Origin of the sequence: Microbacterium protaetiae (genome assembly GCF_004135285.1) — a bacterium.
GTDB lineage: Bacteria > Actinomycetota > Actinomycetes > Actinomycetales > Microbacteriaceae > Microbacterium > Microbacterium protaetiae.
The window spans coordinates 1,400,456-1,415,904 of record NZ_CP035494.1; the positions used below are offsets into that span (position 1 = coordinate 1,400,456).

The 15,449-nt window shown below is 69.4% G+C and carries 12 protein-coding genes; 9 read left to right on the forward strand and 3 right to left on the reverse strand.

Annotation, left to right across the window (positions count from 1 at the left end; genetic code table 11):
- Position 1: 1 nt before the first annotated feature.
- Complete coding sequence (locus ET475_RS06545) at positions 2–919, reverse strand: ABC transporter substrate-binding protein (protein ID WP_207205430.1); 918 nt, start codon at positions 917–919, stop codon at positions 2–4.
- A gap of 244 nt (positions 920–1,163) precedes the next feature.
- Between ET475_RS06545 and ET475_RS06550 the strand changes: the two genes are divergently transcribed.
- The 7 genes from ET475_RS06550 (at position 1,164) to ET475_RS06585 (ending at position 7,269) form a co-directional block, all read left to right on the forward strand.
- Positions 1,164–2,108: an ABC transporter ATP-binding protein gene (locus ET475_RS06550; RefSeq protein WP_129387525.1), complete on the forward strand. Its 945-nt coding sequence runs from the start codon at positions 1,164–1,166 to the stop codon at positions 2,106–2,108.
- Complete coding sequence (locus ET475_RS06555; RefSeq protein WP_129387529.1) at positions 2,105–2,908, forward strand: ABC transporter permease; 804 nt, start codon at positions 2,105–2,107, stop codon at positions 2,906–2,908. The genes ET475_RS06550 and ET475_RS06555 overlap by 4 nt, the downstream gene beginning before the upstream one ends.
- Positions 2,909–3,414: 506 nt before the next feature.
- Positions 3,415–4,638, forward strand: coding sequence for a sensor histidine kinase (locus ET475_RS06565; protein WP_242497790.1), 1,224 nt, complete (start codon positions 3,415–3,417; stop codon positions 4,636–4,638).
- A complete protein-coding gene (locus tag ET475_RS06570) occupies positions 4,635–5,240 on the forward strand; it encodes a response regulator transcription factor (RefSeq protein WP_129387535.1) in 606 nt (201 codons plus the stop codon). Before ET475_RS06565 ends, ET475_RS06570 begins: the two co-directional genes overlap by 4 nt.
- A 156-nt stretch (positions 5,241–5,396) precedes the next feature.
- Positions 5,397–5,753 (forward strand): PadR family transcriptional regulator, encoded by a 357-nt coding sequence (locus ET475_RS06575; protein WP_129387538.1) that lies wholly within the window; start codon positions 5,397–5,399, stop codon positions 5,751–5,753.
- Entirely contained in the window at positions 5,750–7,036 is a 1,287-nt protein-coding gene (locus ET475_RS06580; RefSeq protein WP_129387541.1) for an HAAS signaling domain-containing protein, read from the forward strand. Before ET475_RS06575 ends, ET475_RS06580 begins: the two co-directional genes overlap by 4 nt.
- The gene (locus ET475_RS06585; RefSeq protein WP_129387543.1) at positions 7,033–7,269 is read left to right on the forward strand and encodes a hypothetical protein; all 237 of its coding nucleotides are present in this window, start codon (positions 7,033–7,035) and stop codon (positions 7,267–7,269) included. The genes ET475_RS06580 and ET475_RS06585 overlap by 4 nt, the downstream gene beginning before the upstream one ends.
- Positions 7,270–7,685: 416 nt before the next feature.
- Here ET475_RS06585 and ET475_RS06590 read toward each other — a convergent pair whose 3' ends face one another.
- Positions 7,686–9,113 (reverse strand): CCA tRNA nucleotidyltransferase, encoded by a 1,428-nt coding sequence (locus ET475_RS06590; RefSeq protein WP_129387546.1) that lies wholly within the window; start codon positions 9,111–9,113, stop codon positions 7,686–7,688.
- A gap of 204 nt (positions 9,114–9,317) precedes the next feature.
- A complete protein-coding gene (locus tag ET475_RS06595) occupies positions 9,318–10,847 on the reverse strand; it encodes a DUF7059 domain-containing protein (protein WP_129387549.1) in 1,530 nt (509 codons plus the stop codon).
- A 240-nt stretch (positions 10,848–11,087) separates the two neighbouring features.
- Between ET475_RS06595 and ET475_RS06600 the strand changes: the two genes are divergently transcribed.
- The gene (locus ET475_RS06600; RefSeq protein ID WP_129387552.1) at positions 11,088–13,841 is read left to right on the forward strand and encodes a DUF6049 family protein; all 2,754 of its coding nucleotides are present in this window, start codon (positions 11,088–11,090) and stop codon (positions 13,839–13,841) included.
- Complete coding sequence (gene murJ, locus ET475_RS06605; RefSeq protein WP_129387555.1) at positions 13,838–15,433, forward strand: murein biosynthesis integral membrane protein MurJ; 1,596 nt, start codon at positions 13,838–13,840, stop codon at positions 15,431–15,433. Before ET475_RS06600 ends, murJ begins: the two co-directional genes overlap by 4 nt.
- Positions 15,434–15,449 lie beyond the last annotated feature (16 nt).

The following is a 15,449-nucleotide window of genomic DNA, read 5'->3' on the forward strand; positions in this document are numbered from 1 at the left end:
GCTACTGCTTCGACGCCGCGTTCACATCGGCGGCGGTGACGGCGCCGTCTTCGACGCCCCACTTCTGCAGGATCTTCGTGTAGGTGCCGTCGTCGATGAGCGCCTGCAAGGTGTTCTTGATCACGTCGGTGAGCTCGCCGCCCTTGGCTGTGGCGAACCCATACGGGGCGATGTCGAATGTCTCACCGGCGGCCTGGATCTTGTCGGACTGCTGGTGGATGGCGTATTCGGTGATCGGCGAGTCGGCGCTCATCGCGTCGACCTGACCGAGCACCAGGGCGTTCGTGGCCTGGTCCTGGCCGTCGTACTTGAAGACCTGGATCTTGTCTTTGCCGGCGTCGGTGCAGGCCTTCGACTTCGCCGGCAGTTCTTCGGTGTCTTCGTAGGTGCCGTCTTCGACGCCGACCTTCAGGCCGCACGCGTTCTCGGGGTCGACGTCTTTGCCCTTGGCCGATGCCCACAAGATGCCGGCGTTGTAGTAGTTGACGAAGTCGACCTGCTTCTCGCGCTCGGTCGTGTCGGTGAACGACGAGACGCCCAGGTCGTACTTGCCGCCGACGATCGAGGGGATGATGTTGTCGAACTTGGCGGCCGTGTACTGCGCCTTCAGACCCAACTTGGCAGCCATCGCGTCGGCGAGGTCGATGTCCCAGCCGATCGGGTTGCCCGCGCTGTCCTTGTACTCGTTGGGAGCGTACGTCGGGTCGGTGCCGATCTTCAGAACGCCGGAGGCGGCGATGGCATCGGGCAGCGTGGCCGCGAGTGCGTCGTCCTTGGTCACGCCGTACCCCTCGGTGTCGGCGCTCGCGCTGCTCTGGCCACCCCCCTGCGGGTTCTCGTTGGCTTCGTTGTTCACGCAGCCCGTCAGCAGCAGCGCGGCGGCCACCACGGCCACCGGCAGAGCGAGCATTCTTCGCATTTCTTCCCTTTCCTCATCTTCGAGGCGTCGACACTCGGGCAGAGCCGACCCCTGAAGTCTAAGGACAAGCCTGCCGGATCAAGATTTCGATTCGGTTTCGTCCGCGGTCGCGGCCCGTCCACCGTGCACCTCGACCGTCCCATGAGACCGCCGCAGACGTCGCCGAGTGGGCGTGACGAATGTCACGGGCAGGTCGTGACGGGCGTGTGAGGGTGCGAAGGCTGCGGCATCCCACCATGGAGACATGGAATCGACAACACTCACCACGGGACGCGGGAAGGATGCCGCAGCCGCCGGCCCCGCGTCGGCCATCTCAGCGAGCGGCCTGGTCAAGAGCTTCGGCCGCGTGCGCGCGGTCGACGAGGTCTCTCTGCACGTCGAACCCGGCGAAGTCGTCGCCTTTCTCGGGCCGAACGGTGCCGGAAAGACCACGACCATCGACGTGATCCTCGGGCTGTCGCAGCCCGACGAGGGCGAGATCACCGTCTTCGGCACCACGCCGCGCAGCGCCATCGCCCGCGGCTACGTCTCGGCGGTGCTGCAGACCGGCGGGCTGCTCAAAGACCTCACCGTCCGCGAGACGGTCGAGCTGACCGGCAGCCTGTTCGCCGATCCGCGGCCGGCCGACGAGGTGCTCGAACGCGCCGGCATCCTCGACATCGGCGGCCGCATGGTCGGCAAGTGCTCGGGCGGGCAGCAGCAGCGGCTGCGTTTCGCGATGGCGCTGCTCTCGGACCCCGGGCTGCTCATTCTCGACGAGCCGACCACGGGCATGGATGTCGAGGGGCGCCGCTCGTTCTGGCAGGCCATCCGCACCGACGCCGCACGTGGACGCACCGTTCTGTTCGCCACGCACTACCTCGAAGAGGCCGACGCCTACGCTGACCGCATCGTGCTGATGAGCCAGGGGCGGATCGTCGCCGACGGCCCGACCGCCGAGATCAAGAACCTCGTCGCGGGGCGCGTCGTGCGCGCGACCCTGCCGGGCGCGGATGCCGTCGCCCTGGCCGCGCTGCCGGAGGTGACGGATGTCGAAGTGCAGGGTGATCGCGTGAGTATTCGCACGAGCGACTCCGACACCCTTGCTCGCCACCTGCTGACCACCACGCCGGCGCACGACGTGGAGATCTCATCCCAGAACCTCGAGAGCGTGTTCCTCGCGCTCACTTCCGAAGGAGCCGCATCATGACCGCCATCACCACCCTGGAACGCAAGGTGCCGCCGCTGGGCGGGTTCAACCTGCGCTTTCTCGGGATCGAACTCAAGCGCCGCTTCCGCAACTACCGCACCCTGATCTTCACGGTGGTCTTCCCCGTGGCGATGTACTTCATGGTCGGATACCCGGAACGGAATGTACCGCTGATCGACGACCAGCCGATCGCGTCGGGTGGGCTGTCTGTGGCCGCCTACATCATGGTGTCGATGGCCGTCTACGGAGCAATGATGTCGGCCACGGCATCCGGTGCCGCCGTCGCCGTCGAGCGCTCGCTCGGCTGGAGCCGCCAGCTGCGCCTGACCCCGTTGAACCCGGCCGCCGCGGTGGCGACCAAGGTCATCGCCGGCATGCTGTTCGGGCTGATCGCCATCGTGGCGACCTACCTGGCCGGCGCCCTCACCGGCGTGCACATGTCGTGGGGGCAGTGGATCGTTTCGGCGCTGGTCGCGTGGCTGCTGGGGGCGGCCGTGTTCACGGCACTCGGCCTGATGATGGGGTACCTGGTGCCGGGCGAGAACGCCATGCAGCTGACCAGCCTCGTGATCGTGTTCCTCGCGTTCATCGGCGGGCTGTTCTACCCGGTGAGCATGATGCCACAGGTGCTGCAGGATGTCGCTGCCTGGACGCCGGTGTTCGGCATCGGCGAGCTCAGCCGCGCGCCGCTGACCGGCGCGGGGTTCGATCTGAGTGCGCTGCTGAACGTGCTGCTCTGGCTGGCCTTGTTCGTGGCCGGAACGGCGCTGCTGTTCCGCCGCGACACGAAGCGGGTCTGACCGCACCGGGGAGGGGCGGCTTCGCCGCCCCCTCCCCGCCGAGTTGTCCCCGCGTTGCCCGAGTTGTCCCCGCGTTGCCCGACTTGTCCCCCGGTTGCCCGAGTTGTCCCCCGGTTGCCCGACTTGTCCCCCGTTTGCCCCGGGTCACCCGAGTTGTTCCCCCGGTTGACCGAGTTGTCCCCCGGTTGCCCGAGTTGTCCCCGCGTTGCCCGAGTTGTCACCCGGTTACCCGACTTGTCCTCGGTTACCCGACTTGTCCCCCGGTTGCCCGAGTTGTCCCCCGGTTACCCGAGTTGTCCTTCCGGCAAGGGGACAACTCGCGCCACAAGAGGACAACTCGGCACCAAGAAGACAACTCGCGCCACAAGAGGACAACTCGGCACCAAGGGGACAACTGGCGCCACAAGAGGACAACTCGGCACCAAGGGGACAACTCGCGCCACAAGAGGACAACTCGCGCCGCAAGAGGGCAACTCGCTCAGCGCGGGGAATCTAGGGTGAACACGATGGATGAACACAGCACCGGGCGGCGCGCGAGCCGCACCCACAGCGCCGAGCGCGCACGCGACACCGAGCGCAGGCTGCGTGCTGCGGGTCCCCCCTGGCCGGTGATGCCGCCCGAGACGGGCACCGGCGCCTTCGTGCGCATGCGCAGCGTCCTCTGGAGCCGCGGTGGGGTCAGCTGGTACGTCGGCGGCGGGATCTCGCTGCTCTGGCTGATCAGCACCGGTCAGGAGGTCATCGAACAGTCAACCTCGGCGAACTCGGCGACCCTCGGCATCCTCCTGGTCGTGCTTTACGGCGTCGGCTTTCTGCTCGCGGTCCCGATCGGCTGGGGCCTGCCGCTGCGCTGGCGTCTACTGCCCGCCATATGCCTGCTCGCGCTGTCATTCACTCTCTTCCCCTGGTTGAGCTGGGATGTCTGGTCGCAGTGGACATATGTCGGCGTCGTCATCGGAATGGTGGTCGTCAGCTGGCGCACCACGCTGACCCTCATCGTCGCGCTCTCGGCGCTGGGCCTGTGGTTCAAAGTCACTCTCGACGGCTGGGGCGAAGACATTCTCTGGGGCCCGGCCATCATCTTCTCGATCTCGCTGATGATGGCCGCCTTCGCCCGCACCTTCGCTGCGATGAACCAGCTGCGCGCCACCCAGGATCAGCTCGCGCACATGGCCGCCGAGCGCGAGCGAGGGCGCATGGCCCGCGACATCCACGACATCCTCGGTCATTCACTGACCGTCATCACCGTCAAGGCCGAGCTCGCGAACCGGCTCATCGAGGCCGATCCGGCCCGGGCGAGGTCCGAGGTCGCCGAGATCGAGCAGCTCGCGCGCGGCGCCCTCGCCGACGTGCGCACGACCGTGGCGGCGGCCCGTGGCGGGAACCTGCCGGCCGAGCTGGTCGCCGCCCGCGTCGCGCTGGAGGCGGCGGGCATCACCGCCGAGATCCCGACGGCGACGGATGCCGTGGGCCCGGCCCACCGCGAGCTTGCGGCGTGGATCGTCCGCGAGGGGATCACCAACGTCGTGCGCCACTCGGGCGCCACGCTGTGCGCGGTGCGTCTCGGCCCGCGCACCGTCGAGATCGCCGACGACGGCGTCGGCCCCGTGGCATCCAGTGCCTCATCCACCGGCCTGGCGGGCCTGCGCGATCGCGTCGAAGAGGCGGGCGGCACCATGACGATCGGCCGCAGCGACCTGGGCGGATTCAGCCTGAAGGTGGTCCTGTGATCAAGCTGCTCATCGCCGACGACCAGGCGCTCGTGCGCGGGGCGCTCTCGGCCCTGCTGGGTCTCGAGCCCGATATCGACGTCGTCGCTGAGGTGGGCCGTGGCGATGAGGTGGTGGATGCCGCGCTGCGCACAAGTCCGGACGTCGCCCTGCTCGACATCGAAATGCCCGGTCTCGACGGCATCGCCGCCGCCGCGCAGCTGCGCGAGAGAGTGCCGGGATGCCGCGCACTGATCGTGACGACGTTCGGACGTCCGGGCTACCTGACCCGGGCGATGCGGGCCGGGGCATCCGGGTTCGTCGTCAAAGACACCCCCGCGGCCCAGCTCGCCGACGCCGTGCGCCGGGTCGCGCAGGGACTGCGCGTGGTCGATCCGGCCCTGGCGGCCGAATCGCTCGCACAGGGCGAATCGCCGCTCACCGAACGCGAGACCGACGTGCTCGAGGCGGCTCGCGGTGGCGGGTCGATCGCCGACATCGCGCGGATTCTGCACCTGTCCGAGGGCACGGTGCGCAATCACCTCTCCAGCGCGATCGGCAAGACCGGCGGTCGCAATCGTGCCGACGCCGCGCGCATCGCCGAAGACAGCGGCTGGCTGTAATCAGGCGGCGCCCCGGCGGCGCCGTCAACCGATGCCGACGCGCAACCCAGCGCGACGCGAGATGAGCCGCGCGACGCGCTGACACGCCATGATGTCCAGTGCGCACTACCGCGCATTGCGTGGTACTGTCTCTCGCAGAAGACAGGCGAGGGACAGATGGACACCACACAATTGCTCAAGGGTGTGCTCGATGCGGCGGTGCTCGCCGTCGTGCAGCACGACGACGGCTATGGCTACGACATCGTGCGCCGGCTGCGCGATGCGGGGCTCGGCGAGGTAGGCGATGCCTCGGTCTACGGCACGCTGCGGCGACTGTACACGGCAGGGGCGCTCTCCAGCTACGTCGTGCCCTCCGATGGCGGCCCGCACCGCAAGTACTACGCGATCAGCCCGGTCGGTCGGCGACTGCTCGACGAGCAGCGCGAAGACTGGCAGCGATTCTCGACGGTGATGTCGGGTCTGCTGGCTGACACCCACACTCCCACTCTGCGCACGATCGGAGAGAACCGATGAACACGACCGTCACCCCCGTCGACCGCATCGCCGCGTTCGCCGCCGCGGTTCGGGCCGAATTGAGCGACCTGCCCGCCGACGAGGTCGACGACATCGTCGAGGGCCTCGAATCGGATCTGGCCGAGCAGGCCGCTGAGCGCGGCGAGGACTTTCAGGTGCCGGATGCCGCGGCCTACGCGGCTGAGCTGCGTCAAGCGGCCGGTCTCCCGGACCGCCCCGCCGGTGTGAGTGCGCGTCAGGCGTTCAGCGCGCATCTGCGCCAGTTCGGCCATCGCGTTGTGCGCGGCATCCGGTCATCGCGGGCGGGCGCGTGGCTGCTCGACATGGCCGTCGCGTTGCGGCCGGTGTGGTGGCTGATGCGGGGGTGGATGCTGGCCGTCCTGGTCGTCGTGATCCTGCAGATCACGATCCTTCCCGGCGTGGCGGGATGGCTGCCCGTCCCGATCATGGGCGGGGGCTGGGTCGTGCTGCTGGCGGCGATGCTGGTCAGCGTGCAGTGGGGACGCGGACGGTGGCTGCCTTGGCGATGGATGCGCGTGGCCGTTCCCGTGCTGAGCGTGGTGTCAGTGGTGATGCTGCCGTTCCTGGCGGGCATCACCATCGGTCAGATCCACAGTTGGCGAAATCAAGCGCAGAGCGCGTACCAGCCCTACGCTGCGACCCAGCCGGGGCTGGCGGTCGACGGTCAGAGCGTGCGGAACATCTTCGCGTACGACAGCGACGGCAATCCCCTGACGGATGTGCAGCTGTTCGACCAGGACGGCAACCCGCTCACCACGGTCGGAGAGCGCAGCGCGGGTGGCACGGTGGACGACTACTACGCGTGGGGAGGCGGACCCGTGCCCGTGGCCGTGTCGGTTCCTGGTCGCAACCCGGTATGGAACGTCTTTCCGCTCAGCGAGATCCCCGCCGGACAGGACGACTCCAGCCCCACGCTCGCTGTGGCGCCGGTTCCGCCATTCGCCCAGGTTCCGTCGCTGCAGCGACTGTTGGCGACATCCCCGACGCCCGGCGTCTCAGAGACGCCCAGTGTCCCGGATCCGGTGCCGTCGCCCGACGATAAGAGCCCGTCGCCGACGAAGACCGGCGGCACCGATCCGTCGCCGACGGCGACCGACGGTGCTGCGGTGGGCGACGCTGTGGCCGGCGACGCTGCCGGGGCCGCGGGTGACGCGGACGGGGCCGGGGCCGGGGGTGATGCTGCCGGGGCCGCGGGCGGGGACGCTGCCGGGGCCGGCCCAGACGCGACCACCACAGTCGCCGCCGAGGGCACGGGCCGATGACTCCTGCCCAGGCGGTCACCGCTTCCGCCGCCACAAGCCCGCGGGTGACACCGTTGGGTTCGACCGGCATCGAGTTGGTCACCGGTGACGGCATTGTCAGCGTCGACGTGACCTTCCTCGTGCGCGAGGCTCTCGGGCGGGGCGTGCAACAACTCAGTCTGGAACCGTCGTCTTCCGACGCCGAACCACGCCACCACGCGGGCACATCAACCCCGGACGCCCCAACAGACTGAGTTGGTGCACGCCAGTACGCCACGCCCGATACGCCGCACCCGACACATCACACAGCCCCCGCGCCGCGGGCGCCGCCGGCAGGGCGTGCAACAACTCAGTCCGGAACCCTCGCCTCCCCACGCCGAACCCCGGCACCACGCGGGCACATCAACCCCGAACGCGCCAACAGACTGAGTTGGTGCACGCCAGAACGCCGCACCCGACACATCACACAGCCCCCGCGCCGCGGGCGCCGCCGGCAGGGCGTGCAACAACTCAGTCTGGAACCCTCGCCTTTCGAAGCCGAACCGCGCCACCACGCGGGCACATCAACCCCGAACGCGCCCGCAGACTGAGTTGGTGCACGCGGGTGCGCCGCACCCAGTGCCGAACGCCCGAGAACCGAGACGCAGAAACGTGCGGTGGCCTGCGGGTGTCAGACCCGCGCGCTCCACCAGGCGCGCAGTCGCCTCTCGGCCTCCTCCGGGCCGACCATGCCTTCGTCCAGCCGCACGTCGAGCAAGAAGCGATACGCCTCGCCGACCTCGCGACCCGGCCTGATCCCCAGGATCTCCTGGATCTGGTTGCCGTCCAGCTCGGGCCGAATGGCCTCGAGCTCTTCCTGAGCAGCGAGCTCGTCGATGCGTCGTTCGATATCGTCATATGCCGACGCGAGCATGTGCGCCTTGCGCTTGTTGCGCGTGGTGACGTCGGCGCGGGTCAGAATGTGCAGCCGCTCGAGCTCGCTGCCCGCGTCACGCACATAGCGCCGCACTGCGGCATCCGTCCACGTGCCCTCGGCGTAGCCGAAGAAACGCAGGTGCAGCTCGATGAGCTTCGTGACGGTGTCGACGGTCGCGGTGTCGAACCGCAGCTCGCGCAGCCGCTTGCGCGCGAGCCGCGCGCCGCGCAGGTCATGGTGGTGAAAGGTGACGCCTCCGCCGGGCTCGAGCTTGCGGGTCGACGGCTTGCCGATGTCATGCAGCAGCGCAGCCAGGCGCAGCGCGAGATCGGGCTCGGCGCCGGGATGCCGGTCGTGCTCGAGGTCGATCGCCTGCCGCAGCACGGTCAGCGAGTGCTCGTAGACGTCCTTGTGGTGATGGTGCTCGTCGACCTCGAGTCGCAGCGCCGGCACCTCGGGCAGAAATTGTGCCATCAATCCGGTGTCGACGAGCAGACGGATGCCGCGGGTCGGGTCATCGGTGGCCAGCAGACGCAGCAGCTCGCCCTGGATGCGCTCGGCCGAGACGATCTGGATCGTCTCGCGCAGCTTCTCGATGGCGGCGACCGTCTCGGTGTCGACGCGGAACTCGAGCTGCGACGCGAATCGGGCGGCCCGCAGCATCCGCAGCGGATCGTCTCCGAAGCTCACGTGCGGATCGATGGGAGTGCGCAGCACGCCCCGCACCAGGTCTTCGACCCCACCCGTCGGGTCGACGAGCTTCTTGGCCGGCAGCAGCAGCGCCATGGCGTTCACGGTGAAGTCGCGGCGGGCCAGGTCGCCGTCGATGCTATCGCCGAACGCCACGACGGGTTTGCGGGTCGTGCCGTCGTAGCTGTCGGCTCGATATGTGGTGATCTCGACCTGCTCGCCGCGCACGCGCGCGCCGATCGTGCCGAACTCGCGCCCGATGTCCCACTGCGCGCTGGAAAGAGGACGCACGATCTTCAGGATCTCGTCGGGCTGTGCGTCGGTGGTGAAGTCGAGGTCGTGCGTGGCCCGGCCGAGCAGCGCATCGCGCACCGGGCCGCCGACGATGGCCAGTTGCCGTCCCGCGTCGGCGAACGCGCGCGCGAGGTCGGCCACAATGGGCGACGCCGCGAGCGCTTCCAGGCGCGCGACGCCCTCGGCCATGTTCAGCATGGATTCCAGCCTAACCGGCCCGCCATCCGCCTCGTGCCGCCCACCCGCGCCCCCGCCCCGGGGGAAATTCCATATCGAATTTCCCAGTCCACATGAAACCGCCGGCAGATTGATGTGGTTTGGGAAATTCCATATGGAATTTCCCTGCCCCCGCGCGCCCCCGCACAGCCGCGCCCCCGCACAGCCGCGCCCCTGCGCAGCGCGTCACGCGAACGCGAGAAAGCCGGTGAACACCAGCTCACGCACGCGCGGCAGCAGCTCGGCGCGCAGCGCGGCCGGGTCGACCTCGAGCAGCTGCGCAATCGCCGCTATCAGCGGCCCCACCGCCAGATCGCCGTCGCACGCACCGACCAGCGCCGCCAGGGCGGGATCCACATCGATCACCCGACCGAATCCACCGCCCTGGCGCAACTCGATCACGCTGGGCTCCGGCGCCCCGGGCAGATGATGTCGTGCCTCGGTCACGTCGCCGGCCGTCAGAAGAGTGGATGCCGCCAGCCCCGCGTCATCCAGCCCCATCAGCCGATCGTGCGCGACGAGCGACCGCGCCAGATGCGCGCCCAGCCCGTGCTCGGCGACAGGCTGCGGCATCCTCTCGTAGCGCGCGAGTGTTGGCGCACCCGATGCGGGCCGCCGCAGCAGGATGTACCCGAACCCGACCTCGCTCACCCCGCGCGCCGCGAAATCGTCCAGCCACGCACCGAGCAGCTCGTCGAACGCCGCCGTGCCCGGCAGGGTGCCGGCATCCCGAATCCACAGTTCGGCATACGCGACCGGATCGAGCAGCTCGCGCTCGATCACCCAGGCATCCAGCCCCGAGGCGACGACCCACTCGCGCACGCGATCCAACCCCGACACGCCGTCGCGGGTCTCCCAATTGGCCAGCAGCTGCGCAGTTCCGCCCGGCGTCAAGTGCGCGCCCACCCCCGCGACGAACTCGGCAACCAGACCGTCGCCGACCCGCCCACCATCGCGGTACTCGTACGCGGGCACGCCGTCGACGCGCGGCGTGATGACGAACGGAGGGTTCGACACGATCCGGTCGAACCGCTCCCCGCGCACCGGCGCGAACATGTCGCCGGCGCGCGTGCGGATCTCATCGACCCCGTTCAGCAGGGCATTCAGTCGCGTGAACCGCAGCGCACGCTCCGACACATCGGTGGCGACAACGGATGCCGCGACCCGCCGCGCACACAGCGACTGGATGCCGCATCCGCACCCGAGATCGAGAGCACGCGCCACCGGGGTGGTCAGTTGCAGTCCGGCGAGAGTGAGGGATGCCCCACCCACGCCGAGCACGTGGTCTTCGGGTAGCGGTCCGCCCAGCGCCGCCTCGTCGAGATCGCTCGCGACCCACCACTCGCCGACCGCGTCTTCGTCGATGAAGGCCTGAGGTCGCACGAGGGCGAGCGGGCGCAGCATCCCTCCGTCGCGAAGGGCGAGCCCGAGAGCTTCGAGTCCGCTGACACCCAGCGACGCGAAGGCGACGGATGCCTCAACGACAGGCACCGCATCACCGATGCCGAACAGCCGCGCGATCACGGCGAGCGGCCGATCATCGTCCTTCAGCCGGCGACGGATCGGCAGAGCGTGCCCGCGACCGAGCGCCCCGTCGGCGTCGGCGCCCCAGGCCTCGCGCAGCGCGTCGGTGCGGAAGCCCGCCGCATTCAGGTCGGCGGCCAGCGCCCGGCACAGCGCGGGATCGGGCTCGGGAAGGGGCTCGGGATGCGGCATCCTCCTATTCAACCGCCCGCCACCCGTTCAAAACTCATCTCCTTCGCGAACTCAAGGCGCCGGTAGCACCCATTTGGGCCCGCAACTGCACGGATCAGTTGCGTTTTGAACGCCGCCGGGGGCCGCACGACGCCGCCGGTCCGGGCACGTCCCGGCGCGCATGGGGCGCACGCAAGGGAGCCCCCCGTAGAATCGCACCTGATCGTGCGGCATCCCCCCACGAACACCGCCAGCATGTCCGTGAGTCCTGAAGATCCCGTCGTGCGCGCGTCGCAGGCCGCCTCCTCCCCGCGGTCCACCGCCGACCCGCGCACCTGCGGCGACCCGCAATCCCCTCGTGTGAGCCGCCCCCACCACACGGACCCGCCACGCGACCAGGCCCCGCCCCCTGAGACCCAGACCCGCCCCCACCATGCGGACCCGCCACGCGACCAGGCCCCGCCCTCCGCGACCCAGAGCCGTCCTCGCCGCACGGCCGACCCCCACCGCACGACCGACCCGCGCCCCCGCGCCACAACCCAGAGCCGCCCTCACCACGCGGACCGCACCCACCGCGCGGCCCGCCCCCGCCGCACGGTCTGGCCGCGTCGCCTGGCCACGCTGCTCACCGGCGCCGCCCTGGCGCTGGTCCCCCTGCTGGCGGCGCCGGCGGCACAAGCGGCACCCGCGACACAGTCGGCACAAGCAGCACAAGCCGCACAGTCGGCACAGGCAGCACAAGCCGCACAAGCCGCACAAGCCGCACAAGCGGCACCGTCCGCACCCGCAGCACAAGCAGCGCCCGCGGCACGCGCAGCGCAGGCAGCAACGCAGGCAGCGCAGGCAGCACCGGCGGCCGATCCAAGCCCGACCCCCACCCCCACCCCGCTGACCGGGCGGGTCGACACCTACCTGTCGACCACGGCCAACGGCGTGCTGGCCGCCGACCACGACCTGTCCGTCTGGGTGTCACTGCGCAACGGCACCGGCCTCACCGTCGCCGAATCCACTGTCGCGCTCAGCCTGGGCACCACGGCTCTGACCTCTCGCAGCGCTCTCGATGACTGGCTCGCCTCGGGAACGAACGCGACGGCCAGCCCCGCTCCCGACCCGAAGGCGACTCCGGCGGCCACCGAGATGGCAACCCTGGGAACGACCGAGCTCGCCGACGTCGCACCGGGCGAGTCGGGATCGGCCAACATCACCGTCGACGCTGACGACAAGGCGCTCGAGAAGCTCAAGCCCGGCGTGTACCCGATGCTGGCCACGATCGTCGGGCCTTCGCAGACGCGCCTGGCCACCAGCGTCATCACCGTGCCCGAGACCGGCCACGTCACGCGCACCCCGGTCGCGATCGTCGTTCCGATCACGGCCGGGCCTCTGGCATCCGGGCTGCTCACCCTCGACCAGCTCAGCGAACTGACCGCACCCGACGGAGCGCTCACCGCCGAACTGAACGCGGTGGCCGGCACCTCTGCGATCCTGGCGATCGATCCGGCCATTCCCGCCTCGATCCGGGTGCTGGGCACGTCGGCGCCCGATACCGCCCTCGACTGGCTCGATCGGCTCGACATGCTCTCGAATGAGCGCTTCGCCCTGCAGTTCGGCGACGCCGACGTCGCTACGCAGCTGCACACCGGCCGCTCGACTCTGCTGCGCCCGACGACGCTGCAGTCCTACATGGATGCCGCCGACTTCGCGGACACCGACCAAGACACCGACACTGACCAAGACACCGATACCGACCAAGACGCCACACCGAGCCCTACTCCGACCACGCAGCCGACGCCGGGCGCACCCGTGTTCCCGAGTATCGAAGAGCTGGAGTATCTGGGCGAGAACACCCGCGACGCGGTGTTCTGGCCCTTCTCGGCGACCGCGGGTGCCGACGACGTCGCGACGCTGGGCAAGATGTCCTCCGACGACACCTCGGCGGTCACCCTCGTGCCCTCCGACACCACCTCGACGGGGGGTGCCCGCGCGCGCTCCGGTGACAGCAACGTGCTCGTCTACGATTCCGCTGTCTCCGACGCATTGCGCACGGCATCGATCGAGGACGACCCCGACATTCGCGGAAGCTCGCTGGCCGACGTCACCGCGCAGCTGAACCTCGCGGCCCGTTCCGGCGACGGATCGCCCTTGTTGGTCGTGGCCGACCGCGCCTCGGCGCGATCCGTGCTCGGGCTGTCGGCGGCCGTCGAGGCGGTCACCCGCACGCCGGACACGACCTCGGCCACCCTCGCCCAGCTGATGGATGCCCCTCCGCGCGACGTGACGGTGAAGGATGCCGCGGCCGACACAGCGCGGCAGAACACACTGACCGCCCTGCTCGATGGTGAGCACAGCATCAGTGCCTTCGCGACGGTCCTGAACGACCCGACGCTTCTGACCGCACCCGAACGCGCCACGATCCTGCAACTGCTCGGCGGCGGCTGGCTAGACGAGCCCGACGCGTGGACCGACGCCATCGCAGACCACAAGGACGCCACCGCGAAAACCCTCGCGTCGGTGTCGATAGCCCCCAGCAGCGACTTCAATCTCGCCGGGCGCGCCGCCACGCGCAGCTTCGGCATCCGCAACGACCTTCCCTGGCCGGTCAACGTCACCCTGCTCACGCACCCCGACAATCTGCGCCTCGAGGTGCAGGAGTCCACCGAGGTGGTCGCGCACGCCGCGAGCACGACACCGGCCGCAGTCCCGATCCGCGCCCGGATCGGCAACGGCGACGTGACCCTGAACCTGCGCCTGGTCAGCCCCACGGGGGTGCCGATCGGCCATCCTCGCGCGGTGCAGGTCACCGTGCACGCCGATTGGGAGGTCATCGGTCTCGTCATCCTCGGCGTCGGCATCGGCGCATTCCTGGTGTTCGGCCTGATTCGCACGGTGTTCTCGCGTCGACGGCGGGCGCGGGATGCCGCCGCCCCCGCGGAATCCACGTCTGAGGCATCCACCCCCGCAGAATCCACAGCCGAGGCATCCACCCCCGCAGACGGTGACGACGGAGGCACCTCGTGACAAGCATCGGCCGCGCGAGCGTGCTGATCGGGGCCGGAACGGTCGCGTCGCGTCTGACCGGCTTCGTGCGCACCATTGTGCTCGTGGCCGCCCTGGGCGGTTCGGCCACAGCCGCCGGCAATGCGTTCGCCGTCGCCAACGGGCTGCCCAACGCCATCTACGCGATCATCTCGACCGGACTTCTCGCCGCCGTGGTCGTGCCGCAGATCGTACAGGCGGCGTCGCACACCGACGGTGGCACCGCGTTCATCTCGAAGCTCTTCACCCTCGGAACGGTGGCGCTGCTAGCCGTCACCGCGATCGCCATGCTGTGTGCACCACTGCTCGTGCAGCTGTACGCGACGAACTTCACGCCTGACCAGCAGGCCCTGGCCACGGCTTTCGCTTATTGGTGCCTGCCGCAGATCCTGTTCTACGGCCTGTACGCCCTGGTCGGCGAGTCGCTGAACGCACGCAACATCTACGGCCCGTTCACGTGGGCGCCCATCGTGAACAACATCGTCTCGATCGCCGGCTTCGCCCTGTTCCTCGTGTTGTTCGGCCCGATGGGCGAGCTCATCGCGTGGACGCCGGGGCGCATTGCCCTGATGGCCGGCACCGCGACGGCGGGCATCGTCATTCAGGCGCTCGTGCTGTTCCTCTTCTGGCCGCGCACTCGACTGCGCATCCGTCCCGACTTCCGCTGGCGCGGCGTGGGACTGAACCGCATCGGCCGCCTTGCAGGCTGGACCTTTTTGATGGTTCTGCTCGCACAGATCGCCGGAGTCGTGCAGTCTCAGGTGCTCTCCGAAGCGGCAAAGGACCACCCGGGCGTGTTCGTCGCCCAGAACGCCTGGCTGTTGTACATGATCCCGTACTCGCTCATAGTGCTCTCCATCGGCACTCCCTACTTCACGCGGCTCAGCGAGCACGCCGCCGCCGGGCGGCATGAAGACGTGCGCGCCGACATCGGGCGCAGCATCCGCACCGTCGGAGTGTTCATCGTCGTCGCCACCGCCGCCCTGGCCGTCGCGTCGGTGCCCGCCGCGCGCATGTTCACGACGTCGCCGGCCACCGCAGCGGCGTTCGCGATAGTGCTGGTCTGCTATTTGGTCGGTCTGATCCCGAACGCGATTCAGTTCACGATCCAGCGCACTTTCTACATGTACAACGACACGCGCACGCCGTTCCTGTTCACGATCCCGCAGGCGGCCGTGGTCGTGGCCACGGCACTTGTCTCGGGAGCCGTCCTTCCCATCGAGTTCCTCGCCTCTGGTCTCGCCCTCGGCCAGTCGCTGGCCGCCATCGTGCAACTGGTTCTGGCGACGTGGCTGTTGCGACGCAAGATCGGCCCCCTGGGCACACGCTCATGGATGCGCGGGCTTGCGCGGTTCATCGTCGCGGCGATCCCCGCCGCCGGCGCCGGGTGGGGCGTCTTCCTGCTGACCGGCGGCGTCCACGGCTGGACCACGACCGGCATCATCCTGGGCGCGGTGGGAAGCGTGCTCATCGGGTCGGTCACCCTGATCGTCTACGTCGCATTCCTCGCCCTGCTGCGCGCGCCCGAGCTCGGCCCGGCCCTGCAGACGCTCCGCCGTTTCATCGGCCGCTGAGCCGGCGGGGAATGCC